Raw genomic sequence first — 26,351 nt, forward strand, 5'->3', positions numbered from 1 at the left:
GGCTCCCGGTCCGCACGGCCTCCGGCCGCCAGTAGGCTTTCCCGGTGAACGCGCCCCATTCGCCGGCGGACGCCCTGCGTACCGCCCTCGCCGAGCTGCTCGACGGACTGCCGCCGAGCCAGGCGGCCCGTGCCGTCGACCGGCTGATCGCCAACTACCGGGGCCGTACCCCGACCGACGCCCCCGTGCTCCGGGACCGCTCCGACGTCGCCGCCTACGCCGCGTACCGGATGCCCGCGACCTTCGAGGCCGTACGGTCCGCCCTCGACGCGCTCGCCGCGGCTCTGCCCGCCGACTGGGCGCCGGAGAGCCACACCGACATCGGCGGCGGAACCGGCGCGGCCACCTGGGCGGTCGGCGCGACCTGGCCCGCGCCGCGGCCCGTCACCGTCCTCGACTGGGCGGAGCCGGCCCTCGACCTGGGCCGCGAACTCGCGTCGGCCAACGGCCTCCTGGACGGGGCGAGCTGGCGGCGCTCCCGGATCGGAGCAGCGCTCCACGTCGAGAGCACTGCTCTCGTCACCATCTCCTACGTACTCGGGGAGCTCGCCGAGGACGACCGCCGCAGCGTCGTGGAGACCGCCGCACGATCCGCGACGGACGCCATCGTCGTCGTGGAACCGGGCACCCCGGAGGGCTACGGCCGCATCATCGAGGCCCGCGACCGGCTGCTCGCGGCGGGTCTGCGTATCGCCGCCCCCTGCCCGCACAGCGCCGCCTGCCCCATCGAGCCGGGCACCGACTGGTGCCACTTCTCCGCCCGGGTCAGCCGATCCTCGTTGCACCGCCGGGTCAAGGGCGGCTCCCTGCCGTACGAGGACGAGAAGTTCAGCTACGTCGCGGCCGTACGGCCCGACGCGGTGCCCGTGCCGTCCCGGATCACCCGCAAACCGCAGATCCGCAAGGGCCAGGTGCTGCTCGACCTGTGCACCGCCGACGAGGGCCTGCGCCGCGAGACGGTCACCAAGCGGCACGGTGCCCGCTACAAGGCGGCCCGCGACGCGGAATGGGGCGACGCATGGCCGCCGCCCCACACCGATCCGTACGACAAGCCCTAGATCCGCAGCTCCTGGGTGCAGCACTTCACGCTGCCGCCGCCCTTGAGCAGCTCGCCCAGATCCATCCCGACCGGCTCGAATCCGCGCTCCCGCAGCGGCTCGAAGAGACCGGTCGCGCTCTGCGGGAGCAGCACGTTCCGGCCGTCGGAGACCGCGTTCAGGCCGAACGCGGTCGCGTCCGCCTCGGTCGCGATCAGTGCGTCGGGAAAGAGCCGCCGCAGGACTTCGCGGCTGCCGGGGGAGAAGGCGCCCGGGTAGTACATGACCTCGTCGCGGGCGTCGTCGAGGACCGCGAGCGCGGTGTCCAGGTGGTAGTAGCGGGGATCCACCAGGTCGAGCCCGAGCACCGGCCGGCCGAAGAACTCCTGGGCCTCACCGTGCGACAGCGGGCTGGCGCGGAAGCCGCGACCGGCCAGGATCCAGGAGGCGGTGACGGCGAAGTCGCCCTCGCCCTCGTTGATGTGGTCCGGTTCCACGACCCGCTCGTAGCCGCGTCCGCGGAACCAGTCGAGGTGCTCGGCGGCCTCCGCGGCGCGTTCCGGATGGGCGAAGCGGGCGCCGAGCACCCGGCCGCCGATCACCGTGGCGCCGTTCGCCGCGAAGACCATGTCCGGCAGTCCGGGGCGGGGAGTGAGCTCCTCGACGGTGTGGCCGAGCGCCCGGTAGCGGTCCCTGAGGTCCTCCCACTGTGCGACGGCGAGCGGTACGTCGACGGGCTTGGCCGGATCCATCCAGGGGTTGATGGAGTACGTGACGCGGAAGTGCGCGGGTGGGCACATGAGATAGCGCCGGGGTGTGGCGCCGCGGTCCGGTCGCCGGGATGGGGCGGCCGTGGCGTGACGAGGCAAAGAGGGCTCCTCACGGTTGTCGGGTCGTGTGGTGCCCATGGTCCGCCCTGGAGCGCCGCGGCGCCCGGTGGCGAACGGGTTGTTTTCCGGCCGATCTGCCGCCGTTCGCGGGAAGTTGACCGTCGGCTAGTCCCGGCACCGCTCCGCAGTGAGACGATACGTCTCGCCTCATGGCGCTGCTACATTCGGACCATGGCCACTCGAACGACCGCCCCTGACGCCTCGCGCCGCAGCGAACGCTCGCGCCGCGCGATCTACGAGGCCGCCCTCTCGCTCATCGGCGAGGTCGGCTACCGCCGGACGACGATCGAGGGGATCGCCGCCCGGGCCGGCGTGGGCAAGCAGACCATCTACCGCTGGTGGTCGTCCAAGGCCGAGGTGCTGCTCGAGGCTTTCCTCGACGCGGGGGAGCGGGCCAACGAGGCGGCGGCCGCACCGCCGGGCGTGGAGCGGTTCGACGGCCTGCCCAACAGCGGCGACCTGGAGGCCGACCTCAAGTTCGTCCTGCGCGCCACGGTCGATGAACTGCTCGACCCGAAGTACGACCTCCCCGCCCGGGCCCTTGCCGCCGAGGGAGTGGTGGACCGGGAACTCGGACGCCAGGTGGTCGAGCGCCTCCTCGAACCGTCCCTGCAGCTCTACGTCCAGCGCCTCGAGGCGGCCCAGGAGGCGGGCGAGGTGCGCACCGGCATCGACCCGCGCATCGCCCTCGAGTTGATCGTCGCACCGCTGGCTCAGCGCTGGCTGCAGAGCTCGGGCCCGCTCAGTCACGCGTACGCCGACTCCGTGGTCGAGTACGCGCTGTACGGTCTGGCACCGCGCTGACCGCAGCCGCCCGGCCGTGCGGGGTCAGTCGTGGATCCGCTCGCGCACCGGAGTGCGCCACATCAGTCCGGGCGCATTGGTGATCACGCCGTTGCAGCCGAGGCGCAGCACCCGGTCCCGCTGCTTGGGCCGGTTCACGGTGTGCGCCCAGACCCGCGGGATGCCGGAGCGGGCCGCCCGCACGAGATCGGCGTTGCGGGCCTTGTAGTCGACGTCGAGCACGTCCACGAAGCCGCGCCACTTCTTCGGCTCGTCGTGCCGCATCTGCTTCGCCGAGCGCCACAGCTGGGCGATCAGGCCCAGTTCGTGGGCCCGTTCCGTGACCGCGGGGCGGTTGGAGTTCACCAGGACCGAGCGGACCAGGCCGCGCTTCTTCAGCATCTTCGCGAGGGCGTCGAGACTGTCCGGATCCTTCGCCTCGAGCATCAGCACGGCCCGTCCCCCGAAGCGGTCGAGCACCTCGGCGATGGTCGGCGGCCGCTCGGGCCGCCAGCGTCCCTCCAGATCCGCGTCCGGCTTGAGCCGTACCTTGCGCCAGTCCGCGGCGGTCAGGTCGCGCACCCGCCCCTTGCTGGTCGTCGTACGGTCCAGGGTCGCGTCGTGCATGGCCACCAGGGTGCCGTCGCGCAGCATCCTGGTGTCCACGTCGAGCACCTGGGCGGTGCCCCGCTCCAGGGCGGCGACCAGGCCGGACATGCTGTTCTCGGGGACTTCGAGGGCTCCGCCGCGGTGTGCCGTGTAGACGACCGGGCGCAGGGTGTCGACGGTGAGCGGGCCGCCGCCCCACTCCAGCGGGGTCAGGGTTCCACCGGTCGCCGCGAGCGCGGTCGCGACGAGCAGCGCGGGCATGGAAGGCGTCACCATGCCAGCCAAGGTAGGGGGATGAAACGGTACTTATCCGGCATCGACACCCGGTGGAACGCATCACCCCAGGCACCCCGACCGGGGACTGCGGCCACCCGGGGCGCAGGATGGTGGCACCATGGACAGCACGACACCTAGGTGAGGGGTTAGATGGGCGCAGGGTTCGGCCGCAACGGCGGCGGGCAGAGCAGGCTCTCCCAGTGGCTGCGCGCCCGGCGTCCCCATCCCGCCGCTGTCGAGGACGACCGCGAGGAACTCCTGGTCGCCGCGGCGGAAGCCGGACTGCCGCTCGCGCCGGCCGCGTACCCCGCCGGGTACCGATGTTCCTGCGAGCGCATCGGATGTCCCACCCCCGCCCGGCACCCGGTCTCGTTCGCCTGGCAGACCCAGTCCACCACCGACCGCTCCCAGATCGAGCGCTGGGCCAGGAACCAGCCGGACGCCAACTTCATCACCGCGACCGGCATGGTGCACGACGTGCTGGACGTCCCGCTGGAAGCGGGCAGCAGCGCTCTGGAGAACCTGCTCGCGGCCGGCATCGAGGTCGGCCCCGTCGCCGATTCGGGCGGCGACCGCATGCTGTTCTTCACCGCGACCCGGGGCACCCCCGAGGACGAGGACGAGTGGTGGCCCTGCGAACTGGACTGCCACCCCGAGACCATGGACGCGCATCCCGGTCTGCGCTGGCACTGCCGCGGCAGCTACGTCCTGGTCCCGCCCGCGCGACTGCCGGGTGACCTCGGACTCACCTGGATCCGCGGTCTCGAGCACCCGCTGCCCGATCCGCTCACCCTGCTCGAACCGCTGACGGACGCCTGCGCCCGCTACATGGACGCGCACGACAGCCCCGAGGACGAGGACGAGGCTGCGGCCTGGCCGTCCCGCCGCTGATCCACGGCGGCGGGGGCCGTCCGCGCGCTACTCGCCCTTCGCGCCCGTCAGGCCCTGGATCCGGCTGAGTACCTCGACCGCGCTCTCGTCGGCGCCCTTCGCCGGTACGCGCGCCGCCTGGTTCGACACCCGTTCCAGGGTGACCGACGTCTTCGCCTCGCCGGTGAGCAGGGCCTTCACCTCGGGGTCGAGCTTGAGCGTCATCCCGCGTGCCGCCGTCTGCCGCTCGAAGTGCCGACTGGCGTAGAACATCAGCGCCCCGCCGTCCTCGGTGCGCAGCCCCACGGGAGCGAAGTCGCCGTTGGTCGCGGGCTGGTCGATGTACTGGGTGGCAAGTCCCGGACGCTTGGCGTTCCTCTCGCGGATGTCGCGCCAGCCCGTGGTGTGGCTGCCCGCGGCGAACGTGTCGCCGCCCTTGCCCAAGTAGTCGGTGTAGCCCCGGCTGAGCCGGTCCGGGCGGACGGCCAGCTTCGCGTCGTCCGCGGGCACCGGCTCGGCCCAGCCGTCGGAGTCCTTCTTGAACTCGGGCACCTCGTCCGGCGACAGCAGCGTCAAGTACGAGGCCTCCCACAGCTGTTCGGCGCTGCCGCGGGTGAAGACCAGGACCCAGCGGGTGTCCTGCTTCGGATCGTCGTCCTTGTCCCGGTTGCTGTCGGTGTCGGCGACGAACCAGCGGGGCCAGCCCGCCTGCTTGGGGATCACGTACTTGGCGTCGTCGAGTTCGAGCGGCGAGTGGTTCGGATTGCCGTCCGGGTTGCTCGCCCGCTTCGCCTTGAGCCCCGACTGGTTGATGGCGCTCAGTGGTCCGGCGACCCGCGCCGCGTCGAGCGACGGGTCGAAATTCTTGTCCGCCTTGTTGTAGGCGGCGGTGAAGTCCTCGAGTGCGCGGGCCGCTTCGGCCTTCGTCGCCGACGGGACGATCTCCCGCTCACCGTGCACTGTCACGCACCCACCGGCGGTCAGGGCCAGCACCGTCACCGATGCCACCGCCGCCACCGCCCGACTCACCCTGCTCATGGCTCGCCTTCTGCTCTTGGGCCCTTTGACGGACGGAACCCTACCGGGCACGGCCGCGGCCCGTGTCGCGAAGGTCCCCCGTCGCGGGAGCGCCGGGGCCCCGGTCAGGCGGGCCGCTTGGGGAAGATCAGGACCGCGCCGGTACGCGGATGGGGCAGCACCTCGACCGGTTGCCGGTAGACACGGGTGAGGAGTTCCTCCGTGAACACCTCGGCCGGCCGGCCCTCCGCGGCCACCGAACCGTCCTGCAGAACGGTGACCCGGTCCGCGTACGCGGCGGCGAGACCGAGGTCGTGCAGGACGACCACGACGGCGTCGCCCGCCGCGGCACGCTCCCGGCAGACCCGAAGCACCAGTTCCTGATGGCGCAGGTCGAGCGCCGCGGTCGGCTCGTCGAGCAGGATCAGCGGGGTCCGTTGGGCGAGCACCCTGGCCAGTGAGACCCGGGCCCGTTCGCCACCGGACAGGGCGGAGAAGGGGCGTTCGGCGAAGGCGCCGGACTCGGTGGCCTCGAGGGCCTCGGTCACCGCGGCGTCGTCCTCGTCCTCCAGCGGCGTACCGGCCCACGGGGCGCGGCCCATCCGCACCACGTCAAGGACCGGGAACGGAAAGGACAGTTGGGCGGACTGCGGCAACACGGCCCGGTGCAGGGCAAGTTCGGCCGCCGTCCAGGCGTCCGCCGGCCGGTCCCTGACCCGTACGGCACCGGAGCTCGCGGGCAGGTCGGCGGCGAGGGCGGCGAGCAGGGTGGACTTGCCGGCGCCGTTCGGACCGACCAGGGCGAGTACCTCGCCGGCCCGTGCGCCGACCGTCACATCGCAGAGCACCTCACGACCGCCCAGACGTACGCCCAAGTCCTCGGTGGCGGCGAGCACTTCCCGGGGTGCGACGGGGTCCGGCAGCGTCCGGACGCGGGACGGGAACAGGGACTTGATCACGCCCAGCCTCCTTGCTTGCGGCGGGTCCTGCGCAGCAGGAAGAAGAAGAACGGGCTGCCGACCAGGGCGGTCAGCACCCCGAGCGGCAGCTCTGCGGGCGCCGCCACGGTACGGGCCGTCAGGTCCGCCACCACCAGGACGAGTGCGCCACCGACGGCGCTGCCCGGCACCAGGAAGCGGTGCCCGGGACCGGCCGCCATCCGCAGCAGATGAGGCACGAGCAGGCCGACGAACGAGACGATCCCGGCGACCGCCACGGCCGCCGCCGTGAGCAGCGCGACGACCAGGATCAGGACGACCCGCAGCCGCTCCACGTCCACGCCCAGGTGCCGCGCGGGCCGTTCGCCGAGCGCGAGCAGATCGAGGCGGCGGGCGTAGAACGGCGCGACGAGCAGACCGGCGAGCGCGCACGGCAGCACGGCCAGGACCTTCGGCCAGGTGGCCGCCGACAACGAGCCGAGCTGCCAGAACGTGATCTGGGTGACCTGCGCGTTGTCCGCGAAGAACAGGAAGAGGCCGATCAACGCGCCCGCGAAGGCGTTCAGGGCGATACCGGTCAGGATCAGCGTGACGACCTCGGTCCGGCCTCCCGACCGGGACAGCGAATACACCACGAGCACGGTGATCAGCCCCGCGACGAACGCGCAGAACGTCACCGTCCAGTTGCCGAAGAAGCTCAGACCGAGCGCGATCGCACCGACCGCGCCGACCGCCGCGCCCGAGGAGATCCCGATCACGCCCGGCTCGGCCAGCGGATTGCCGAACACCCCCTGCATCAGGGCGCCCGCGCAGCCGAGCGAGGCCCCGACCAGGACCGCCAGGGTCACCCGCGGCAGCCGTACGTTCCACAGCACGCTCTCGCCGACCCGCCCGAGGGACTCGCCGCCCAGACCGATCCGGTGCTGCACCGAGGACACCACGTCCCCGAGCGGAATCTCGTACGAGCCGATCCCGGCGGAGAGCAGGGCGCCGAGCGCGAGCGCGGCGACGAGCAGCACGGTGAGGACGTACGGGGCGCTGCGCCGGCGGGGTCGGGTCTCGGGCTCCTTGGCCGAACGGGGCACTGTGGGCGGGGACTTGACCGCCGACTCGGGGTCGGATGCCGTCCCGGGGCCGGATGTCGTCCCGGTGCCGGGTGTCGTCCCGGGCCCGGGCGCGGTGGACGGAGTCGCGGTCACTTGGACCCCTCGCCGTACAGCTGCTCGACGAGGGAGGCGAGTACCTGGTCCGTGCGCGGGCCGTAGTTGAGCAGCACGCCGTCGTCGACGGACACCACCCGCTTCTCCATGCCGGCCGGTGTCTGGGCGACCCCGGGGATCTCGACGAGGCCGTCCACGCCGTCGACCGACTCGAGCCCCTTGCTCATCACCAGGATCGCGTCCGGTGCCGCCTTGGCGAGGGCCTCGCTGGTGATCGCGGTGAAGTCCTTCTTCAGGCCGGACTCCTTGCCCGCGTCCACCGCGCCGGCCGCCTCCAGAAGTGAACTCGCCCCGGATTCCCGGCCGCCGAGCAGATAGACGGAGGCGGAGCCGCGCAGGTACAGGAACGCCACGCGCGGCGGCTGCGACTGCTCGGGGATGTCCTTCTGCACGTCGGAGATGCGCTGCTCGGTGCGTTCGGTGAGCGCCTTGCCGGCGGCGTCGACGCCCAGGGCGTGGGCGACCGTGGTGATGCGGGTGCTCACGTCGTCGAGGGACTTGGCCGGTTCGACGACGACCAGCGGGATCCCGGCGTCGCGTATCTGGGCGATCGCCTCGACCGGTCCGGTGCTGGTGTCCGCGAGGACGACGGTGGGCCGCAGCGACAGCACGCCCTCCGCCGACACATCGTGCGCCCGCGTCACCAGAGGCAGCTTCTTCGCCTGTTCGAAGGTGGCGGTGATGTCCCTGGCCACCACGCCGTCGCCGAGTCCGAGCGTGTACACGATCTCGCTGAGGCTGCCGGTGAGCGGGACGATCCGGTCGGCGGACCTCACCGAGACCTGCTTGCCGTCGGCCGACTCCACGGTGACGGGGAGCTTCGGCTTCGGCGTCCCGGCCAGCGGCTCCACCCGGTCCACCGGTGCCGCGGCCTTCGGCTTCCCGGACTTCTGCGACGCCTCGCCCCCGGCGGAACCGCCGCACCCGGCGAGGGCGAGGCAGAGGGCGACGACCGGGGCGACCCACCGGAGAGGTCCGGTGCCGGCCCGGCGTGAGGACTGCTGCGCGGCCACTCGTTTCCACCGTCCTGTCGTGCTGTCGAGATCTGGCTGCCGAAGTCCGGGGCGCCGGGGGCCTGCTGGGCCGTCCGAAGCTTCCCGTGGGTGGAGGGGTTCCGCCCGACCGGACCATAGCTTAGGTTAGCCTTACCTTCATGACCAGGCCTGGAGGAGGCAACGATGGTGTCCGTCAGAGCCGTGCGCGCGAGCGCCGCGGCCGTGTTCGCGGTACTCGTGGCCGCTCTGCTCCCGGCGCCGGCCGCGCATGCCGCCGACCGTACGGTGCAGGGCGGACGACTCGACTGGGGCATCAAATCGTCCTTCCAGAGCTATGTCACCGGCCCTATAGCCAAGGGGAGTTGGACTCTGTCGGGCGGCGCGGCCACGGCAGGCGGCAGCCAGTTCCGCTTCCACTCGGCGAAAGGCTCGTACGACCCGGCGAGCGGTGGCTTCAGCGCGGGCTACACCGGCGGCGTGCACTTCGTCGGACACAAGAAGGGCGGCGGGTATGAGCTCGACCTCACGGTGAGCCGCCCCACCGTGCGTATCGCCGGCGGCGCGGGCACCCTGCACGCCGACATGGTCAGCAAGGAGAAGGGCACCGGCAAGGTCACCACGGCCGCCCAGGTGCCGCTCGCCTCGCTGAACCTCTCCGGCGTGAACATGAAGGGCGGTTCGGGCCCGATCGCCCTCACCGGCATCCCCGCGACCCTCACCTCGCAGGGCGCCAAGGCCTTCGCCGGCTACTACACCGCCGGCACCGCACTCGACCCCGTCAGCCTCACCGGCGACCTCGCCGCGGCAGCTGCCCACAAGCCCGCCCCGGACGACAAGGACAAGCCCGGCAAGGGGAAGAAGGACGAGAAGGACAAGAGCACCGGCCACGAGAAGGCCGGCCGCATCGAGGACGCCGCCGTCGACTGGGGCGTACGCCGTACCTTCCGCGAGTATGTGTCCGGATCCATCGCCGAGGGCGAGTGGAAGCTGGGCTCCGGCGCCCAGGACGGCGGCGCACTCTTCCGCTTCCCCGAGGGCGAGGGGACGTACGACGCAGGGAAGCAGACCCTCGACGCGTCGTTCGCCGGCTCCGTCCGCTTCACCGGGAAGCACGGCCTCGACCTGACCCTCGACAAGGTCGCCGTGCGCGTGAAGGACGACAAGGGCACGCTCTACGCGGACGTCCGCAGCAAGGACTTCGACGAGAGGAAGGCACCGCTCGTCACCTTCGCCGCACCGGGGTTGAAGCCGAAGGACGACCTGATCGCCCTCTCCGAAGCGCCCGCGAAACTCACCGCCGACGGCTCGAAGGCCTTCGGCGGCATGTACAAGGCGGGCACCGCGATGGACCCGGTATCGCTCGCCGTCGCGCTCGACGCCGGTGCGAAACTGCCCGCCCTGCCCGACCTCGGCTCCTCCGCCTCGCCCGAACCGAAGGCCGAGAAGGCCGAGCCCGAGACCGAGAAAGCCGCCGCCTCCTCGGAGTCCGGCTCGTTCCCCACGGTGCCCGTAGCCGTCGGAGCGGCCGTCCTCCTCGCGGCAGCGGCCGCCCTGCTCGTCGCCCGAGGACGCCGTACCCGCACCGCGGACGGCACCGACACCGACGAGACGCCCGGCTCCTCTTAGCCGGCACCCGGAAGCCCCACCTTCCCGGTCCCCCCACGCACAGCACCAACCGTCCTGTCGTGCACCGCCGTTCGGCGGCCGCCTCACCAAGGAGACCCACCACCATGCCAGCCCTCCGCCGCCCGTCCGCCCTCGCCGCATCGGTGGCCACGGTCGTCGCCATCGGCGCCACCGCGCTCACCCTGCCCGCGATCGCCGCCGACGGCGCCGCCCCGAAGGCCGCGCCGATCGCCCTCAAGGACGGCACCCTCGACTGGGGTCTGAAGGAGTCGTTCCGCAAGTACGTCACCGGCATAGCGGCCGGCGAGATAACCGCGACCGACGGCGCCGAACAGGCCGCGGACAACGGCATCTTCACCTTCACCGACGGCACCGGTACCTACGACACGGGCACCCACGCCGTCGAGACGGCGTTCAAGGGCAAGGTCTCCTTCGTCTCCAAGGCCCACGCCTTCGACATCGGCATCAGCGACGTGAAGGTCTCCACCGAGGGCACCGGCGGCGCCATCGAGGCCGACGTCACCCTCAACGGCGAGACCCAGAACGACATCGCGCTCGCCGAACTCGACCTGACCGACGTCAAGCCCGGCCAGGGCGAGGGCGGCGCGATGACCTTCGAGGACATCCCGGCCACCCTCACCGCGGACGGCGCCAAGGCCTTCAACGGCATGTACGAGGAGGGCACCGCGCTCGACCCGGCCACCCTCACCGTCACGGCGGACACCGGCACTCCGAGCGAGGACCCGGACCCCTCCGAGGACCCGGGCGGCGAGCCCAGCACCGACCCGTCCGACGACACCGGCACCGAGCCCTCCGGGAAGCCCACCACGGACCCGGGTGGCGAGCCGACCACCGCGCCCTCCGGCGACGCCTCCGGGGCCCCCGCGGGCGACGCCGTCGACGGCACTCTCACCTGGGGCCTCAAGGAGTCCTTCCGCCGCTACATCTCCACCGGCGGCGAGGTGAAGACCGCGGACGGCGCCAAGAAGTCCGGCGACGACGGCTACACCTTCCCGTACGACGAGGCAGAGGTGGACGCCGACGCCAAGACGGTCGACGCCTCCTTCGGCGGCAGCGTGCAGTTCCTGTACAAGGCCCACGGCATCGACATGAAGTTCAGCGACATCCGGGTGGAGGCGCAGGGCGCCGAGGGAACCGTCGTCCTGGACGTCACCACGCCCGAAGGCACCAACGACGACGTCGAGTTCGCGAGCCTCGACCTGTCCAAGGCCTCGTACGCGATCAAGGACGACGTACTGCACCTGCAGAAGGTTCCCGCGGCCTTCACCGCGGACGGTGCCGAGCAGTTCGCCAACGAGACCACCGGGTCCATGTACAAGGAAGGCGACGCGATCGACCCCGTCGACGTCGCACTCGCCCTGTCCGACGACGCGAAGCTGCCGGGTGGCGGCTCCGGCTCGGGCGGCGGCTCCGGCTCGGGCGGCGGCGCAGGAACGGGTGGCGCGGGCACAGTCGGCGGCGGCTCCGTCGGCGGCACCGGCAACCTGGCCTCCACCGGTTCCAGCACGCCGACCGGCGCGCTGATCGGCGCCGCGGGCGCGATCGTGGCCGCCGGAGCGGGCGCGGTCTACTTCGCACGGCGGCGCACGGGCGCCCAGGCCGACCGGGCCTGACGCCCGCAGGCACCCGAACACCCTGTGGGGCCCGTGCAGTTGGCGCCCCACAGGGTGCTTCAATGCCACCGTGACCGAACTCGACGACGTGACGCTCGACGTGCTGAGGGTCTTCTGCGGCCCCGACGGCGGACACGGCAACCCGCTCGGTGTCGTCCGCGAAGGCTCGCTCGTGCCGGGCCGCGCGCAGCGTCAGGCGCTCGCGGGCCGGCTCGGGTACGCCGAGACGGTGTTCGTGGACGATCCCGAACGCGGCGTGCTGGACATCTACACCCCCACCGCGCGGCTGCCGTTCGCCGGACATCCGTGCGTAGGCACCGCCTGGCTGCTCGACGTACCGGAGTTGGTCACCGAGGCGGGTGTCGTGGAGGCCCGCCAGGACGGCGAGTTCAGCTGGATCACCGCAGCGGCCGCATGGGCGGGCGGCCGGCAGCTGAAGGAGTACCGCGCCGAGCGGGAACTGGCCGCTCTCGAGGTGCCACCGGCCGGCACCGGCTGGATCTACGCCTGGGCATGGCAGGACGAGGCGGCGGGCCGGGTGCGGACGCGTGGCTTCCCCGGCCGTCCCCGACTTCCGCGCGGCGACGGCCCGTCCGGCCCCGGTGCGCCCGAGAGTACGGCCGAGGACGAGGCCACCGGCGCCGCGGCGATGCTGCTCACCCACCACCTGGGCCGCGCGCTCAACATCACCCAGGGCAGCGGCTCCCAGCTCATCACCGCGCCGGGCCCCGACGGCACGGTCGAACTCGGCGGCAGAGTCGCCCTGGTGGCGAGCACCCGGCTCTGAGGCCGCCCGCCCTCTCGACCCGCACCCTCCCGATCCACGCCGCCGGGCCCGTCGCCGTGGTGGCGAGGGGCCCGGACAGAGCAGGGTGTGCGGTGAACTACGCCGCGCTGAGCGGGAACTCGTCACCCAGCTCGCGGAACACCGCCGTGTTCAGCGAGAAGGCACGCTTGCATTCGTCGACGATGCGCTGCTTCTCCAGGTCGTCCACCGCGATCCCGTCGAGCAGTTCGCGGTAACCGCGCTTGAACGCCGCCGGGTTGGAGATCGACTCGAAGACGTAGAACCGGACGCCGTCGCCCTTGCGGGCGAAGCCCCAGGTCTTCTCCGCCTTGTCGCGGATGATCTGGCCGCCGGAGAGGTCGCCCAGATAGCGCGTGTAGTGGTGGGCGACGTAGCCGCCGGGCCAGCTGCGGGCGCATTCGGTGACCCGCTCCGCGTACGCCGCCGTGGCCGGCAGGGCGGTGAGGCCGGACCGCCAGCCGTCCCCGCGCAGATGCGCGAGGTCCCCCTCGAGGGCGTCCACGCGCATCAGCTCCGGCTGCACGAAGGCGCCCGCGACCGGGTCGCCCTTCAGGCTGTCGGCGGCGTCCTCGAGTGCCCGGTACACGAACCAGAGCTGCTCCGTGTACCGCGCGTACGCGTCCACGCCGAGGCGGCCGCCGAGGAGATCGCTCATGAACGTCGAGGTCTCTGCCTCGGTGTGCTGCTCGTGCGACGCGGTGCGGATGAGCGTGGAGAACGGGGTGTCCAAGGGGACCTCCGGAGCCGAAAGGGGAGGGGAGCCACCGACGATCCTGCTACTTAGGCTTACCTAAGTCAATGACTTCCCGACGTCCTGTCGGTAAAGGTTCCCGACCTCCTGTCGGTAAAACACGCTCCTCGCGTCGGATTCAGGGCAGCGTGAGGATCTCCGCACCGTTCGCGGTGGCCACCAGGGTGTGCTCGAACTGGGCGGTCCGCTTGCGGTCCTTGGTGACCACCGTCCAGCCGTCCTCCCACAGGTCGTACTCGTGCGTGCCGAGCGTGAGCATCGGCTCGATGGTGAACGTCATCCCGGGCTGGATCACGGTCGTCGCGTGCGGGCTGTCGTAGTGCGGGACCACCAGGCCGGAGTGGAAGGAGGAGTTGATGCCGTGCCCCGTGAAGTCGCGCACCACGCCGTAGCCGAAGCGCTTGGCGTAGGACTCGATGACCCGGCCGATGATGTTGATCTGCCGGCCCGGGCGGACCGCCTTGATCGCGCGGTTCAGGGACTCCCGGGTCCGCTCGACCAGGAGCTTCGACTCCTCGTCCACGTCGCCGCAGAAGTAGGTGGCGTTGGTGTCGCCGTGCACGCCGCCGATGTACGCGGTCACGTCCAGGTTCACGATGTCGCCGTCGCGCAGCACCGTGGAGTCCGGGATGCCGTGGCAGATCACCTCGTTGACCGAACTGCACAGCGACTTCGGGAAGCCGCGGTACCCGAGCGTGGACGGGTACGCGCCGTGGTCGCACATGAAGGTGTGCGCGACCCGGTCGAGTTCGTCCGTGGTCACGCCGGGGGCGATGTGCTTGGCCGCCTCCTCCATGGCCTGCGCGGCGATACGGCCCGCGGTGCGCATCAGCTCGAGGGTCTCCTCGCTCTGCGCATGGGGGCCCGTGTACGCGGTGGGCGCCGGCTTGCCGACATACTCGGGGCGCCGGATGTTTCCGGGCACGGAGCGGGTGGGAGAGAGCTCCCCTGGAACGAGCAGTGACTGGCCAGACATGCCGACGAGTGTATCCAGCGCCGATCGGGCACGATGGCGGCGGAAGTACGACGACTGCGGGCGACGAGGAGCCGGACATGGCCCTGTTCAAGAAGCGTACGGTCGGCAAACCGGGCGAGTGGTACTACTGCCTGGAACACCAGAAGGTGGAGGAGGGGCCCGAGTGCCCCAACAAGGACCGGTTCGGCCCCTACACCAGCCGCGCCGAGGCCTCCCACGCGATGGAGACCGCCAAGGAGCGCAATCTCGAGTGGGAGACGGACGAGCGCTGGCACGACGGCGAGCCGCGCGAGGACCCGGACGGGACGTGAGACCTGCCCCGTCGAGGGCGACCGGCGCCTACCAGCGGGCGGGCGGCGGCTGGGTCAGCTGATCCGCGAGACGTGAGAGCCGGTCGCGGAACCGTCGGCGTCCCGCCGGTGCGGCGTCCGGCAGGGCGTTCTCCCCGGCCGCGGCGCTCACCAGGTGCTGCACCGTGTCGAAGTCGAGGTCAGGGTCCTCCGGCACCGTCAGGGCCTCGTGCGCCATCGCCTGCAGCTCACGGTCGCCGGTGTCCAGGGCGAGCACCGTGGCGCCGGCCCGACGGGCGTCGTGCACCCGCTCGAGCAGCTGGCCGCCGGGGCTTTCCGGGGCCACCACCAGGAGCGTCTCGCCGCGCCTGGCCGCCTCGAGCCGGCCGAGTCCGACCGACAGATGCGCGCGGTCGCCGGGCCACACCCGGTGGCGTACCAGTGTCGGCGTCAGCTCCGGAGTGCCCGACCAGGCGGCCTCGTCGACCAGGTGGGCGGCCAGGTGCCACGGTTCGTAGCCGGTGGTGCCCACCAGCAGCAGTCCGCCGCCGTGCGGGACGACCGAACCCCGCAGCGACCCCGCGAAGCGCCGGGTCGCCGCCGGCCACTCGGTCCCGGCGAGCACCTCGCGCAGCAGCGCCACTCGTACGGCATCCATGCCGCCGTATCCTGCCGCAACGGGCCGCTCCTGCGAGGCCGTTGGGGTGTCAATCCCTCCCGAGGGTGACGGTCGACGCTGTCGGGGGCGGGGGTTCGGGCGGACCACCTGCACGTAGGCTCGGGCCATGACTTCCAGTGATGACGTGCAGCAGGCCCCGGCGAAGGCTCCCGCCAAGGACCCCTGGGACCTTCCCGACGTGTCCGGCCTGGTCGTCGGCGTGCTCGGCGGTACCGGTGACCAGGGCCGCGGTCTCGCCTACCGGCTGGCACGGGCGGGCCAGAAGGTGATCGTCGGCTCCCGCGCCGCGGACCGCGCGCGTACCGCTGCCGAGGAGATCGGCCACGGCGTCGAGGGCGCGGAGAACGCCGACTGTGCCCGCCGCAGCGACATCGTGATCGTCGCCGTGCCCTGGGACGGCCACGCCAAGACGCTCGAGGCGCTGCGCGAGGACCTGGCCGGCAAGCTCGTCGTCGACTGCGTGAACCCGCTCGGCTTCGACAAGAAGGGCGCCTATGCGCTGGTGCCCGAGGAGGGGAGCGCCGCCGAGCAGGCCGCGGCGCTGCTGCCCGACTCCCGGGTCACCGCGGCCTTCCACCATCTGTCCGCGGTGCTGCTCCAGGACGAGGCCATCGACGAGATCGACACCGATGTGATGGTCCTCGGCGAGTCCCGCGCCGACACCGACCAGGTCCAGGCTCTCGCTGCCCGCATCCCGGGCATGCGAGGCGTCTTCGCGGGCCGGCTGCGCAACGCCCACCAGGTCGAGTCGCTGGTGGCCAACCTGATCTCGGTCAACCGCCGCTACAAGGCGCACACGGGACTGCGCGTCACCGACATCTGACGGATCTCGGGGCGCGGGCGGACGGGCCGGGGCCGGCCGAGGCCCCCGAGGGGCGACGTACGGGCACGATCGGGGCATGGGGGACACTGGACGGCGAAGCCTCGGGAGCGAGCTCCCGAACCGAGTCCGACAGGAGCTTTCCGCCATGCCCCGCCTCGCCGTGTACGCCCTCGTCGTCTGTGTTCTGTCGGTGGCCGCCGCCGTGGTGGCCTTCACCCAGGGCAGCTGGCTCGGCATCGTGTGGATCCTGCTCGCCGGTCTCTCGTCCAACATGGCCTGGTACTACCTGCGCCGCGGGCGGATGGCCGCGGCGGCCCGCAACCGGGCCGCGGACGGCTCCCCGGCAGGCGGTTCCCCCACCGCCTGACAGCCTGGCCGCCCGGTCAGGGCCCGATCGACGGGATGTCCGGAGCGCCCTGCCAGAACCGGTAGAGCTGCTGCCCCCAGTAGGTGTCCCAGTCCGTCACCCCGAGGCCCCGCAGGATCGCGTCCACGGCGTCGAAGAACACGGCATTGACCCCCGGGATCCACAGGACGCCGAAGACCACGAGCAGTCCGAACGGGGCGAACGGTTCCGCCTGGCGCCTGATGTTGGGCGACAGCCACGGCTCGATCACCCCGTACCCGTCGAGCCCCGGCACCGGCAGGAAATTCAGGATCGCGGCCGTCACCTGCAGCAGCGCGAGGAAGCCGAGCGCGAAGCGGAACGTGTCGGGTACCCCGTCGAGTGCGTCCAGCCAGAACGGTGCGGTGCACACCACGGCGAACAGGACGTTCGTCAGCGGGCCGGCTGCCGAGATCAGGCTGTGCCGCCAACGGCCCGGGATCCGGTGCCGCTCGATGAAGACGGCCCCGCCCGGCAGGCCGATACCGCCCATGATCACGAAGAGCACCGGCAGCACGATGCTCAGCAGGGCGTGGGTGTAGAGCAGCGGATTGAGGGTCAGGTAGCCCTTGGCGCCGATCGAGGTGTCGCCGCTGTGCAGCGCGCTGCGGGCGTGTGCGTACTCGTGCAGACAGAGCGACACGATCCACGCCGCGGTCACGAACACGAACACCGCTACACCGGTGCCGAGGCTGTCGGCGGAGCCGGTCCAGGTGGCCCATCCCGATGCGGCTGCGACGGCGACGATGCCCAGGAATACCGGGCTCACGGGTGCGCTGCGGCGGCGGGTGGGGGTGGTCATGGTCCGACGGTACGTGGTCGGCGGGGGCCGAGGGGGTGGGTTCTCAGGCCCGTGCGCCCGGGGTCTTTGTCCTCGAGTGCCGGACGGGCTTTCCTTTCGGCCTGGCGGCCTTGTCCTCAAGTGCCGGACGGGCTTTGTTCTTGGCCTTCGGCTGGTGTCCTCAAGTGCCGGACGGGCCTTCTTTTCGGCCTGGCGGCCCTGTCCTCGAGCGTCGGACGGGCTTGATTTTGGTCGGTCTTGGTCTCCGTCGCGGTCTCGGTCGAGGCCTCGAGGGTGGGACGGGCTTGCGGCGGAGGGGCTTGGTTTGTGGCCCGTCGAGGCCTGTGGATGCCGGTCCGGGGACAATGAGGGCGTGCAGATCTACGTACTCGGCAGTGCGCAGGCCGTTGATGACCAGGGACAGGCCGTCCCGCTCGGCCCCCGGCTGCGCGCGTTGCTCACCGTGCTCGCGCTGCGGGCGGGGCGGGCCGTGTCCGTCGAGTATCTCGTCGGTGAGGTGTGGGAGTCGGATCCGCCGGCCGATGCGACCGCCGCGCTGCAGGCGCTGGTCGGGCGGCTGCGCAGGGCCGTCGGGCACGCTGTCGTCGCCTCCGAGGACGGCGGCTACCGGCTCGCCGTGCCGCCGGACCAGGTGGACGTCCACCGCTTCGAGCGTCTCGTGGCCGACGGCGGGCGGGCACTCGCCGACGGCGACGCGGAGAAGGCGGGCGGGCTGCTCGACGAGGCGCTCGGCCTGTGGCGCGGTCCCGCCCTCGCCGACCTCCCGGACCGTACCGCCGACCTGGCGCGCCTCGAGGCGTTGCGCCTGACGGCCCGCCGTACCCGGATCGAGGCGGGCCTCGCGCTCGGCCGGGCCGAGCAGGCCCTGCCGGAACTCACCGCGCTCACCGGCGCCCACCCCCTCGACGAACCTCTGCACGCCCTGCACCTGCGCGCGCTGCGCGACGCGGGCCGCCCGGCCGAGGCGCTCGCCGCCTACGAGGACGTACGGACCACACTCGCCGACCGGCTCGGCGCCGACCCGGGGCCCGAACTGCGCGCCCTGCACACCGAGTTGCTGACCTCCCAGGCACCCGCCGCACGCCCCCCACACCGTCCCGAGCCGGCCCCCGCCCCGTCCGTGACGGGCAACCTCCGGGCACGCGTCACCAGTTTCGTCGGGCGGGAGGCGGACATCGAGGCGATCCGCGGCGACCTCGGGCGCTCGCGGCTCGTCACGCTGCTGGGGCCCGGCGGTGCGGGCAAGACGCGACTCTCCCAGGAGGCCGCGGAGTCGCTGGCCACCGGCACCGTCCCGGACGGGGTGTGGCTCGCCGAACTCGCTCCCGTCGACGCCACCGGCGACCCGGACGCCGTACCCGAGGCCGTACTGGCCGCGATCGGCGGGCGCGAGACGGTACTGCACGGGGCCGGCGCCGACGAGATGCGGGCCGCCGATCCGCACGCCGCCGATCCCCTGATGCGCCTGACCGCGCACTGTGCCTCGCGCCGCATGCTGATCCTGCTCGACAACTGCGAGCACGTCGTCGACGCGGCGGCCCGGCTCGTCGAGGAGCTGCTCGCCCGCTGCCCGGGTGTCACCGTCCTGGCGACCAGCCGGGAACCCCTCGGTGTGCCGGGGGAGTCGGTGCGTGCCCTCGAGCCGCTCCCCGAGCCGGTCGCGCTGCGTCTGCTCGCCGAGCGAGGAGCGGCCGCCCGCGCCGGATTCCGCGTCGAGGACGACCCGGAGGCCGCGGCGGAGATCTGCACCCGGCTCGACGGGCTGCCGCTGGCCATCGAACTGGCGGCGGCACGCCTGCGGTCGCTCACGCCCCGCCAGATCGCGGACCGGCTCGACGACCGCTTCCGGCTGCTGACCTCCGGCAGCCGTACGGTGCTGCCCCGTCAGCAGACCCTGCGTGCGGTCGTCGACTGGTCCTGGGACCTGCTCGACGCAACGGAACGCGCGGCCCTGCGCCGGTTCTCCGTCTTCGCCGGTGGCTGCGACCTGTCGGCCGCCGAGGCCGTCTGCTCGGGCGCGCCGGTCGGGGACGCACCCACTCCGCTCGACGCCGCCGCCGTACTCGGCGTCCTCGGCTCACTCGTGGACAAGTCGCTGGTCGTGGCCGCCGCGGGAACGCGCGGCGAGATGCGCTACCGGCTCCTCGAGACCGTCGGCGAGTACGCCGGGGAGCGCCTGGACGAGGCCGGTGACCGTGCGGCGGCCGAACGCGCGCACCTCGTGCACTACCGGGAACTGGTCCGCACCTCGGACTTCGAACTCCGCGGCCCCGGCCAGCGCGCCGCGATCCGGCGGATCGAGGAGGACTACGAGAACCTGCGTACCGCCATGCGCCGCGCCCTCGCCGCCGGCGACGAGGACGAGGCGCTCTGCCTGGTCCACGCGCTCGGCTGGTACTGGTGGATGCAGGACCTGCGCAGTGAGAGCCGTTACTGGGCGGGGCAGGCCGCCGAGCTCGGGCCCGACCCGTTCGCCGAACCGGTGCGCCCGGCCGAGCCGCTGTTCGAGAGATGCACCCAGGAGCCGCCTCCGTTCCGGCCGGAGGTACGCGCCGAGGCCCGGCGCGGGGCCCATCTGATGGCCCTGGCGACCATGGACCCGTCGTCCGAGTCCTGGTCGAGCGAGGAGAGTCTGGCGCGCCTGAGGGCCGTCACACGCAGCTATCTGCCGGGCCAGCCGCAGACCTGCCGGATGCCGGGTTGGCTGTGGGTCTTCGCCGTGATGCTGACGGGTGAGCCGATCGGCATCCGCGAGCTGGCCGACATCACGGTGGACGCCTGCCGCCGTCACGGCTTCCGCTGGGAACTCGCCTCGGCCCTGCAGATGCGGGCCAACGTCTCCGCCAACAGCGTCGCGTGGGGCGGCGACGCGAACGCCGACGCGGACGCGTCACTCGCCCTGTACACCGAACTCGGCGACCTGTGGGGCGCGGCCGAGGCGCACTCCGCCCGGGGCGAGGCCCACGAGAACCGCGGCGACTTCGATGCCGCGGGCGCGGATTTCCGCGCCGCGATCGACCACATGGAACGCCTCGGCGCAGGGGCACAGGTAGCGGTCCTGCGGGTGCGCTTCGCCAGCACCCTCCTCGAGAGGGGCCGGACCGATGAGGGCGAGCGGCTGATCCGGGAGGTGCTCGACGCGCCGGGCCAGAACAGCGAGGCCCTGTCGATGAGCCGCCTCTATCTCGCGAAGTGGCTCGGGCGTACGGGACGCACCGAGGAGGCGAGGGCGCTGATGCGGCAGATGCGCAGCCAGTTCGTGTCGGGCCCCGCCGCTCTGTTCCAAGGGGTCGCGTACGGGCTGCTCGGCTGGTTGGACACCCTGGACGGCCACTACGAGGAGGCGCTCGTCTCGCTCCGTATCGCCCTGGAGAGCGGACTGCAGCAGGTGTCGATGACGGTGGCGCCGCAGCTGCCGCCGTCCCATCTGGTCACTGCCGCACGGGCGTTGGGCGGATCCGCTGATCCGGGGCGGGCGGCGGAGGGCGTCCGGCTGCTCGGTGCCGCCGACGCGCACCTGCCCGACCGGCACGTCCGTTCCCCGGAGGAACGCGAGAACCGCGAGGCCACCGAGGCGGTGCTGCGCGCGACCCTGGACGAGGAGACCTACGCGCGCGCCTACGCCCAGGGCGGCGGCCTCTCCATCGAGGAGGCCGCCGCCCTGGTCTGAGACCCGCCCCGCACCGCCCGGCCGGACGCGATTCTGGTGGGGGGTGCGGAGCCGGGACTCGTCCCGGCTCCCGTCCGGCGTCAGCTCCGCTTGCGGAACTTGGCGACGGCGAGCGGTGCGGTGATCGCGGTGATGCCGATCGCCCAGGCGAGCGTGACCAGGGTGGGCTGGGCGATCGGGCCGACGCCGTTGACCAGCGCGCGGGCCGCGTCCGCCAGGTTGGACAGCGGGTTGACCTTGGTGAAGCTCTCCAGCCAGCCCGGCATGGAGGACGTCGGGGCGAAGATCGACGAGCCGAACTGCAGAGGCATGATCACGAGCATGGCGACCCCCTGGACGGCCTGCGGGGTCGGCAGTGACAGACCCAGCAGGATGAAGATCCACATCAGTGAGGCGCCGAACACGGTGGACAGCGCGATCGCGGCGAACAGTTCGAGGACCGAGGTGTGGATCTGCAGCCCGAGCAGGAAGCCCATGCCGAGCAGGATCCCGGTGGCGACCAGCATCCGGCCGATCTCGACGACGATCTTGGCGATCAGGACCGAGGACCGGGCGATGGGCATCGTACGGAAACGGTCCATCACCCCCTTCTTGAAGTCCTCGTTGACTCCGGAGCCGACGGCCATGGCGATGTTCATGCCCATCATCGCCATCATGCCGGGGACCACGTAGTTGACGTACTCCTGGTTGTTGCCCTTGCCGGCGATCGCGCCGCCGAAGACGTAGACGAACAACAGGATGAAGATGATCGGCATCAGGACCGCGTCGAACATCGACTCCGGGTCCTTCTTGATCTGCAGGGCGTTGCGGCGGACCAGGGCGCCGATGTGCCGGAGATTGGCGCGCAGGCCGATCCGGCCCTCGTCGGCGACCGGTGGCTGCTGCTGCGTGGCGGGTGGTGGGGTGAGGGTGGCGGTACTCATGCGGCCACCTCCTTGATCTCGTCGGCGGTGGCGTCCTGGACGTCGGCGGTCTTCTGGCCCGTGATGGCCAGGAACACCTCGTCGAGGCTGGGCAGATGGGTGCCGATGTCGGCGACGGCGTAGCCGCGGGCGGCGAACAGGCCGATGACGGCGGTGAGTTGCTCGTCGCTGAGGATCGGTACGTAGAGCGCGCCCTCGTCCGGCACGGCCTGCGAGCCGCCGACTCCGTCGAGGCCCGCCTCGTTCAGGTCCCGGACCATCGCGGGGAGCTGCCCGGCGTCGCCGGGTACGACGCGCAGGGTGCGGCCGCCGACCTTCGCCTTGAGCTCGTCGACCTTGCCGCCGGCGATGACCTTGCCCTTGTCGATGACCGTCAGTTCGTCGGCCAACTGCTCGGCCTCTTCCATGTACTGGGTGGTGAGCAGGACGGTCACGCCTTCGGCGACCATCCGCTGGACCTCGTCCCACACCTCGTTGCGGGTCCGCGGGTCGAGGCCGGTGGTCGGCTCGTCCAAGTACAGGATCGCGGGCCGGCCGATCATGGAGGCGGCGAGGTCGAGGCGGCGCCGCATGCCGCCGGAGTACTGGCCGACCGCGCGCTTGGCGGATTCGGTCAGCGAGAAGCGCTCCAGCATCTCGTCGGCGCGGGAGCGGGCCGCCTTGCGCGGGAGATCGAGCAGTCGCCCGATCATGTAGAGGTTCTCCCAGCCGGAGAGCTTCTCGTCCACGGAGGCGTACTGGCCGGTGAGGCCGATGGTGCGGCGCAGCTGCCGGGGCTGGCGGACCACGTCGTAGCCGGCCACGACGGCGTGGCCCGCGTCGGGCAGGATCAGGGTGGACAGGCAGCGGACGAGCGTGGTCTTGCCCGCGCCGTTCGGCCCGAGTACACCGAGGACCGTGCCCTCGTGCACGTCCAGGTCCACCCCGTCGAGGGCCTTGGTCTCTCCGTAGTGCTTGACGAGGCCCCTCACTTCCACGGCGACGGGCGAGCCGCCGGCGCCGTGGCCGCCGGGTGTCGGGTTCTTGTCGAATCGCGTCATACGACAAGAGTCGCGGGCGGCGCCGACAGGCGACCGACAGACTGCCGACACGGGGCCTGCGGCGGCGATCGGGTACCGATATGCCGCCGATACATCGAGTCTCTGCCCGGACTTCGGTCTGCCGGCGCGGCACCCACGCACCTGAAAGTGCCTTTTGCGCGCTCTGTCTTACTCGCCGGCAACGGGGTTGCGCACTACTGGTGAGGTGAGGGGCGCGGCGGCTACGGCCCCGGCGCCACCCGGTACGGCTTCGACTACGTCGTACCCGTCCTCGATGCGCTGCTCGGCCACGAGGACATGTTCGGCCTCGACGTCACCACCGTGATCCCCGAGCTGACCATGGCTCCGCACTCGCCGGCACTGGCTGCGCTGCTTGCGAAGCACGAGGCATCCATGACCGAGGCCCACGACCGTGCTCGCGAGCTCGCCGCGACGATGGCCGCCGCCTGAGCTCCGAACCGACGTGTCCGAGGAGTACCGGTTCGACGGCGCCCCGGTGATCGGCGCGGGTCACGACCCGCTCTGTACGTCGCTCGCCGGACGGGCTCGGGAGAGCCCGTCCGGCGAGCGACGGCACGGCGCCGAGCGGCGGGGCCGGAACGCGAACGCGCGCGTCAGCGCACAGAGTGTTCCGCCGCGGGGAAGGAGCCGCCGACGACGTCGTCGGCGAAGGCCTTGGCGGCATTGCCCATCACCGAGCGCAGCTCCGCGTACTGCTTCACGAAGCGGGGGACCTTGCCGTCGGTGAGGCCCATCATGTCGGTCCAGACGAGGACCTGGGCGTCGCACTCGGGGCCCGCGCCGATGCCGATCGTCGGGATCTCCAGGGAGCGGGTGACCTCCGCGGCCAGCTCCGCCGGGACCAGTTCGAGGACGACCGCGAAGGCGCCGGCGGCCTGCGCGGCCTTGGCGTCGTTCACCAGGCGGTGGGCCGCCTCGTCGCCGCGGCCCTGTACCCGGTACCCCATCGTGTTGACGGACTGCGGGGTGAGGCCCAGGTGGGACATCACGGGGATGCCGGACTGGACGATCAACTCGGTCTGCGCCAGGGAGCGTTCGCCGCCCTCCAGCTTGATGGCGCCGACCCCGGCCTCCTTGACCAGGCGAGTCGCCGAGCGCAGTGCCTGCACGGGTCCCTCCTGGTAGCTGCCGAAGGGGAGGTCGCCGACGATCAGGGCGCGGCTCGTGCCGCGTACGACCGCGGCCGAGAGCATCGCGATCTGGTCGAGGGTGACGGGGACGGTGGTGTCGTACCCCAGGTGACAGTTGCCCATCGAGTCGCCGACCAGCATCACGGGGATGCCGGCCTCGTCGAAGACCGAGGCGGTCATCGCGTCGTAGGCGGTGAGCATCGGCCACTTCTCGCCGCGCTCCTTGGCGGTGACGATGTCGCGGACGGTGATGCGGCGTGTGCCCTTGCCGCCGTACAGCGCTTTGCTGCTGTCGACGGGCTGTGTGCGGGCAGCCGAGATCTCCTGCATGGCACGGCTCCTTCAGGTCATCTCGAGGCGCCCTGACGGCGTCCCCGGATCCCTTCCATGGTGGCATCCCGTGCCGCGTTGCGGCTAGGTCGTGTCCACCCGGATCCCGCCCGGCCGCAGGCAAAATCTTTACAATACGAGACGGTCTCGTATCGAAATGGCTCTACGCTGACGTCCATGACTTCACCCACCACCGAACGCCGCGTGCCGGAGGCCGTCCACCGCCGCCGGTGGGCCATCCTCGCCGTGCTGATGTTCAGCCTGCTGATCGTCGTCCTCGACAACTCGATCCTGAACGTGGCTGTCAAGGTCATCGCCACCCCCGAGCCGATCGGCCTCGGAGCCACCCAGAGCGAGCTCGAATGGGCCATCAACTCCTACACCCTGGTCTTCGCCGGGCTGCTGTTCACCGCCGGCCTGCTCGGTGACCGGCTCGGCCGCAAGAAGATGCTGATGACCGGCACGCTGGTGTTCGGCATCGGATCGGTGCTCGCGGCCGTCTCCGCTTCGCCCGGCCAACTCATCGCGTTCCGGGCCGTGATGGGTCTCGGCGGCGCCCTGGTGATGCCCGCCACCCTGGCCATCCTGATGAACGTCTTCGAGCGCGACGAGCAGCCCAAGGCCATCGGCATCTGGGCCGGCAGCGTGGGCCTGGCGATAGCCGTCGGCCCCATCACCGGAGGCGTGCTCCTCGACCACTTCTGGTGGGGCTCGGTCTTCCTGGTCAACGTTCCCGTGGTGGTCCTCGCCCTGATCGGCATGCTGTTCCTGGTGCCCGAGTCCAAGGATCCCCGGCCAGGTCGGCTCGACCCGATCGGCGTCGGCCTGTCCATCGCGGGGCTCGTGCTCCTCGTGTTCGGCATCATCCGCGGCGGCGAACTCGCCGACTTCACCGACCCGTTGGTGCTCCTCACCACTGGCGCGGGCATCGCCGTCCTGGCCGGCTTCGTGGTCCACGAGAAGCGCATCGAGAACCCGTCGATCGACATCTCGTACTTCCGCAAGCCCGCCTTCGCCGCCGCGGTCTCCGCGATCGCGCTCGTCTTCTTCGCCCTGATGGGCGTGACCTTCTTCTCCGCCTTCTATCTGCAGAGCGTGCGCGGCTACACGCCCCTGCAGTCGGGCCTGATGATTCTGCCCCTCGCCGTCGCCCAGATGGCGTTCGCGCCCCGTGCGCGGCTGGTCGTCGACCGGTTCGGGGCGCGGCTCACCTGCACGGTGGGCATGAGTCTGGTGGCCGTCGGGCTCGCGTCGTTCACGATGTTCGACGCGGACACCCCGGTCTGGGTGATGGGGATCGTCTTCTTCGTCCAGGGCACCGGGATGGCGCACATCATGCCGCCGGTCACTGTCGCCATCATGCAGGCGCTGCCACGGGAGAAGGCCGGTTCGGGCTCAGCCCTGAACAGCACCTTCCGCCAGGTCGGGGGTGCTCTCGGGATCGCCGTGCTCGGTTCCGTCCTGTCCACCGTGTACCGCAGCGAGATCGAGGGCAGCCTCGGCGCCGTTCCGGCGGGCGTACGGGACGCGGCAGGCGAATCGATCGAGGCCACCCTGGGCGTGGCGGAACGGCTGGGTCCTGCCGGCCGCGACCTGGTCGGCCCCGCACACGACGCGTTCCTGCACGCCATGCACATCACGGCGGTCGGCTCGGCGGCCGTCGCCCTGATCGGCGCGCTGGTGGTGGGCCTGTTCCTGCCGGGCCGCAGCACGCCCCAGGCAGAAGCGCCCGCCGAGGAACCGGTGACCGCGGACCGCTGAGCCCCGGCGCCCCGGCTGCCGCTCGAACGGGGGCGCGCGAGAGGCCGGGACCGCCTCCCGCGGCAGG

Annotated in this window: 25 protein-coding genes; 12 read left to right on the plus strand and 13 right to left on the minus strand. The window is 71.9% G+C overall.

What is annotated here, in order from left to right; genetic code table 11:
* Positions 1–44: 44 nt before the first annotated feature.
* Positions 45–1,058, plus strand: a complete 1,014-nt coding sequence (locus DSC45_RS14980) for a small ribosomal subunit Rsm22 family protein (protein ID WP_119291013.1) — start codon at positions 45–47, stop codon at positions 1,056–1,058.
* On the opposite strand, the gene ddaH is transcribed toward DSC45_RS14980, so the two are convergent.
* On the minus strand, positions 1,055–1,945 hold the full coding sequence (gene ddaH, locus DSC45_RS14985; RefSeq protein ID WP_346426662.1) for a dimethylargininase: 891 nt from the start codon (positions 1,943–1,945) through the stop codon (positions 1,055–1,057). The two genes, DSC45_RS14980 and ddaH, sit on opposite strands and share 4 nt — an antisense overlap.
* Positions 1,946–2,098: 153 nt before the next feature.
* Between ddaH and DSC45_RS14990 the strand changes: the two genes are divergently transcribed.
* Positions 2,099–2,731 carry a TetR/AcrR family transcriptional regulator gene (locus DSC45_RS14990; RefSeq protein WP_119291017.1) on the plus strand — a complete coding sequence of 211 codons (633 nt, stop codon included), beginning with the start codon at positions 2,099–2,101 and terminating at the stop codon, positions 2,729–2,731.
* Positions 2,732–2,755: 24 nt separating this feature from the next.
* Here the strand turns inward: DSC45_RS14990 and DSC45_RS14995 are convergent, their stop codons facing one another.
* Positions 2,756–3,580 (minus strand): glycerophosphodiester phosphodiesterase, encoded by an 825-nt coding sequence (locus DSC45_RS14995; RefSeq protein ID WP_240434652.1) that lies wholly within the window; start codon positions 3,578–3,580, stop codon positions 2,756–2,758.
* Between the two features lie 165 nt (positions 3,581–3,745).
* On the opposite strand from DSC45_RS14995, the gene DSC45_RS15000 reads away from it, so the two are divergent.
* Positions 3,746–4,486 (plus strand): bifunctional DNA primase/polymerase, encoded by a 741-nt coding sequence (locus DSC45_RS15000; protein ID WP_119291021.1) that lies wholly within the window; start codon positions 3,746–3,748, stop codon positions 4,484–4,486.
* Positions 4,487–4,513: 27 nt separating this feature from the next.
* Here DSC45_RS15000 and DSC45_RS15005 read toward each other — a convergent pair whose 3' ends face one another.
* From DSC45_RS15005 to DSC45_RS15020, 4 genes are all read right to left on the minus strand, one after another.
* Positions 4,514–5,503 (minus strand): SCO2278 family lipoprotein, encoded by a 990-nt coding sequence (locus tag DSC45_RS15005; RefSeq protein WP_119291023.1) that lies wholly within the window; start codon positions 5,501–5,503, stop codon positions 4,514–4,516.
* Between the two features lie 104 nt (positions 5,504–5,607).
* Entirely contained in the window at positions 5,608–6,447 is an 840-nt protein-coding gene (locus DSC45_RS15010) for a heme ABC transporter ATP-binding protein (protein ID WP_119291265.1), read from the minus strand.
* Positions 6,438–7,505, minus strand: coding sequence for a FecCD family ABC transporter permease (locus DSC45_RS15015; protein ID WP_119291025.1), 1,068 nt, complete (start codon positions 7,503–7,505; stop codon positions 6,438–6,440). Before DSC45_RS15015 ends, DSC45_RS15010 begins: the two co-directional genes overlap by 10 nt.
* A gap of 110 nt (positions 7,506–7,615) precedes the next feature.
* On the minus strand, positions 7,616–8,653 hold the full coding sequence (locus DSC45_RS15020) for a heme/hemin ABC transporter substrate-binding protein (RefSeq protein WP_119291027.1): 1,038 nt from the start codon (positions 8,651–8,653) through the stop codon (positions 7,616–7,618).
* Between the two features lie 165 nt (positions 8,654–8,818).
* Here DSC45_RS15020 and DSC45_RS15025 point away from each other — a divergent pair, with 165 nt between their 5' ends.
* From DSC45_RS15025 to DSC45_RS15035, 3 genes are all read left to right on the plus strand, one after another.
* Positions 8,819–10,261, plus strand: a complete 1,443-nt coding sequence (locus tag DSC45_RS15025) for an HtaA domain-containing protein (protein WP_119291028.1) — start codon at positions 8,819–8,821, stop codon at positions 10,259–10,261.
* A 104-nt stretch (positions 10,262–10,365) separates the two neighbouring features.
* Positions 10,366–11,895: an HtaA domain-containing protein gene (locus DSC45_RS15030; protein ID WP_119291030.1), complete on the plus strand. Its 1,530-nt coding sequence runs from the start codon at positions 10,366–10,368 to the stop codon at positions 11,893–11,895.
* A gap of 70 nt (positions 11,896–11,965) precedes the next feature.
* Positions 11,966–12,682 carry a PhzF family phenazine biosynthesis protein gene (locus tag DSC45_RS15035; RefSeq protein ID WP_240434639.1) on the plus strand — a complete coding sequence of 239 codons (717 nt, stop codon included), beginning with the start codon at positions 11,966–11,968 and terminating at the stop codon, positions 12,680–12,682.
* Between the two features lie 97 nt (positions 12,683–12,779).
* Here the strand turns inward: DSC45_RS15035 and DSC45_RS15040 are convergent, their stop codons facing one another.
* The gene (locus tag DSC45_RS15040; protein ID WP_119291031.1) at positions 12,780–13,433 is read right to left on the minus strand and encodes a biliverdin-producing heme oxygenase; all 654 of its coding nucleotides are present in this window, start codon (positions 13,431–13,433) and stop codon (positions 12,780–12,782) included.
* 139 nt (positions 13,434–13,572) lie between these two features.
* A complete protein-coding gene (gene map / locus DSC45_RS15045) occupies positions 13,573–14,430 on the minus strand; it encodes a type I methionyl aminopeptidase (RefSeq protein WP_119291033.1) in 858 nt (285 codons plus the stop codon).
* A gap of 77 nt (positions 14,431–14,507) precedes the next feature.
* Here map and DSC45_RS15050 point away from each other — a divergent pair, with 77 nt between their 5' ends.
* On the plus strand, positions 14,508–14,741 hold the full coding sequence (locus tag DSC45_RS15050) for a hypothetical protein (protein WP_119291035.1): 234 nt from the start codon (positions 14,508–14,510) through the stop codon (positions 14,739–14,741).
* A gap of 28 nt (positions 14,742–14,769) precedes the next feature.
* Here the strand turns inward: DSC45_RS15050 and DSC45_RS15055 are convergent, their stop codons facing one another.
* Positions 14,770–15,378 carry a hypothetical protein gene (locus DSC45_RS15055; RefSeq protein ID WP_119291037.1) on the minus strand — a complete coding sequence of 203 codons (609 nt, stop codon included), beginning with the start codon at positions 15,376–15,378 and terminating at the stop codon, positions 14,770–14,772.
* Positions 15,379–15,505: 127 nt separating this feature from the next.
* On the opposite strand from DSC45_RS15055, the gene npdG reads away from it, so the two are divergent.
* Entirely contained in the window at positions 15,506–16,222 is a 717-nt protein-coding gene (gene npdG / locus DSC45_RS15060) for an NADPH-dependent F420 reductase (RefSeq protein WP_119291039.1), read from the plus strand.
* 76 nt (positions 16,223–16,298) lie between these two features.
* Positions 16,299–16,589 (plus strand): hypothetical protein, encoded by a 291-nt coding sequence (locus tag DSC45_RS15065; RefSeq protein ID WP_162929230.1) that lies wholly within the window; start codon positions 16,299–16,301, stop codon positions 16,587–16,589.
* A gap of 16 nt (positions 16,590–16,605) precedes the next feature.
* Here DSC45_RS15065 and DSC45_RS15070 read toward each other — a convergent pair whose 3' ends face one another.
* On the minus strand, positions 16,606–17,409 hold the full coding sequence (locus DSC45_RS15070; protein ID WP_119291042.1) for a site-2 protease family protein: 804 nt from the start codon (positions 17,407–17,409) through the stop codon (positions 16,606–16,608).
* A gap of 352 nt (positions 17,410–17,761) precedes the next feature.
* Between DSC45_RS15070 and DSC45_RS15075 the strand changes: the two genes are divergently transcribed.
* Positions 17,762–21,079: an AfsR/SARP family transcriptional regulator gene (locus DSC45_RS15075; protein ID WP_240434640.1), complete on the plus strand. Its 3,318-nt coding sequence runs from the start codon at positions 17,762–17,764 to the stop codon at positions 21,077–21,079.
* A gap of 80 nt (positions 21,080–21,159) precedes the next feature.
* Here DSC45_RS15075 and DSC45_RS15080 read toward each other — a convergent pair whose 3' ends face one another.
* The gene (locus tag DSC45_RS15080; RefSeq protein ID WP_119291044.1) at positions 21,160–22,002 is read right to left on the minus strand and encodes an ABC transporter permease; all 843 of its coding nucleotides are present in this window, start codon (positions 22,000–22,002) and stop codon (positions 21,160–21,162) included.
* A complete protein-coding gene (locus DSC45_RS15085; RefSeq protein WP_119291046.1) occupies positions 21,999–23,042 on the minus strand; it encodes an ATP-binding cassette domain-containing protein in 1,044 nt (347 codons plus the stop codon). The genes DSC45_RS15080 and DSC45_RS15085 overlap by 4 nt, the downstream gene beginning before the upstream one ends.
* A 297-nt stretch (positions 23,043–23,339) precedes the next feature.
* Between DSC45_RS15085 and DSC45_RS15090 the strand changes: the two genes are divergently transcribed.
* Positions 23,340–23,492 carry a hypothetical protein gene (locus DSC45_RS15090; protein ID WP_205571330.1) on the plus strand — a complete coding sequence of 51 codons (153 nt, stop codon included), beginning with the start codon at positions 23,340–23,342 and terminating at the stop codon, positions 23,490–23,492.
* Positions 23,493–23,656: 164 nt separating this feature from the next.
* Here the strand turns inward: DSC45_RS15090 and panB are convergent, their stop codons facing one another.
* Positions 23,657–24,523, minus strand: coding sequence for a 3-methyl-2-oxobutanoate hydroxymethyltransferase (panB, locus tag DSC45_RS15095; RefSeq protein WP_119291047.1), 867 nt, complete (start codon positions 24,521–24,523; stop codon positions 23,657–23,659).
* A gap of 177 nt (positions 24,524–24,700) precedes the next feature.
* On the opposite strand from panB, the gene DSC45_RS15100 reads away from it, so the two are divergent.
* On the plus strand, positions 24,701–26,284 hold the full coding sequence (locus DSC45_RS15100; RefSeq protein ID WP_119291049.1) for an MFS transporter: 1,584 nt from the start codon (positions 24,701–24,703) through the stop codon (positions 26,282–26,284).
* Positions 26,285–26,351 lie beyond the last annotated feature (67 nt).

Source organism: Streptomyces sp. YIM 130001 (genome assembly GCF_003574445.1).
Classification (GTDB): domain Bacteria; phylum Actinomycetota; class Actinomycetes; order Streptomycetales; family Streptomycetaceae; genus Streptomyces.

Coding starts and splice junctions, on each gene's coding strand:
- panB (WP_119291047.1), bottom strand. CDS start 24,523: ATGCAGGAGATCTCGGCTGCCCGCACACAGCCCGTCGACAGCAGCAAA.
- DSC45_RS15085 (WP_119291046.1), bottom strand. CDS start 23,042: ATGACGCGATTCGACAAGAACCCGACACCCGGCGGCCACGGCGCCGGC.
- DSC45_RS15025 (WP_119291028.1), top strand. CDS start 8,819: ATGGTGTCCGTCAGAGCCGTGCGCGCGAGCGCCGCGGCCGTGTTCGCG.
- DSC45_RS14990 (WP_119291017.1), top strand. CDS start 2,099: ATGGCCACTCGAACGACCGCCCCTGACGCCTCGCGCCGCAGCGAACGC.
- DSC45_RS15090 (WP_205571330.1), top strand. CDS start 23,340: ATGTTCGGCCTCGACGTCACCACCGTGATCCCCGAGCTGACCATGGCT.
- DSC45_RS14995 (WP_240434652.1), bottom strand. CDS start 3,580: ATGCCCGCGCTGCTCGTCGCGACCGCGCTCGCGGCGACCGGTGGAACC.
- ddaH (WP_346426662.1), bottom strand. CDS start 1,945: ATGGGCACCACACGACCCGACAACCGTGAGGAGCCCTCTTTGCCTCGT.
- DSC45_RS15005 (WP_119291023.1), bottom strand. CDS start 5,503: ATGAGCAGGGTGAGTCGGGCGGTGGCGGCGGTGGCATCGGTGACGGTG.
- npdG (WP_119291039.1), top strand. CDS start 15,506: ATGACTTCCAGTGATGACGTGCAGCAGGCCCCGGCGAAGGCTCCCGCC.
- DSC45_RS15050 (WP_119291035.1), top strand. CDS start 14,508: ATGGCCCTGTTCAAGAAGCGTACGGTCGGCAAACCGGGCGAGTGGTAC.
- DSC45_RS15030 (WP_119291030.1), top strand. CDS start 10,366: ATGCCAGCCCTCCGCCGCCCGTCCGCCCTCGCCGCATCGGTGGCCACG.
- map (WP_119291033.1), bottom strand. CDS start 14,430: ATGTCTGGCCAGTCACTGCTCGTTCCAGGGGAGCTCTCTCCCACCCGC.
- DSC45_RS15080 (WP_119291044.1), bottom strand. CDS start 22,002: ATGAGTACCGCCACCCTCACCCCACCACCCGCCACGCAGCAGCAGCCA.
- DSC45_RS15100 (WP_119291049.1), top strand. CDS start 24,701: ATGACTTCACCCACCACCGAACGCCGCGTGCCGGAGGCCGTCCACCGC.
- DSC45_RS15070 (WP_119291042.1), bottom strand. CDS start 17,409: ATGACCACCCCCACCCGCCGCCGCAGCGCACCCGTGAGCCCGGTATTC.
- DSC45_RS15000 (WP_119291021.1), top strand. CDS start 3,746: ATGGGCGCAGGGTTCGGCCGCAACGGCGGCGGGCAGAGCAGGCTCTCC.
- DSC45_RS15055 (WP_119291037.1), bottom strand. CDS start 15,378: ATGGATGCCGTACGAGTGGCGCTGCTGCGCGAGGTGCTCGCCGGGACC.
- DSC45_RS15065 (WP_162929230.1), top strand. CDS start 16,299: ATGGGGGACACTGGACGGCGAAGCCTCGGGAGCGAGCTCCCGAACCGA.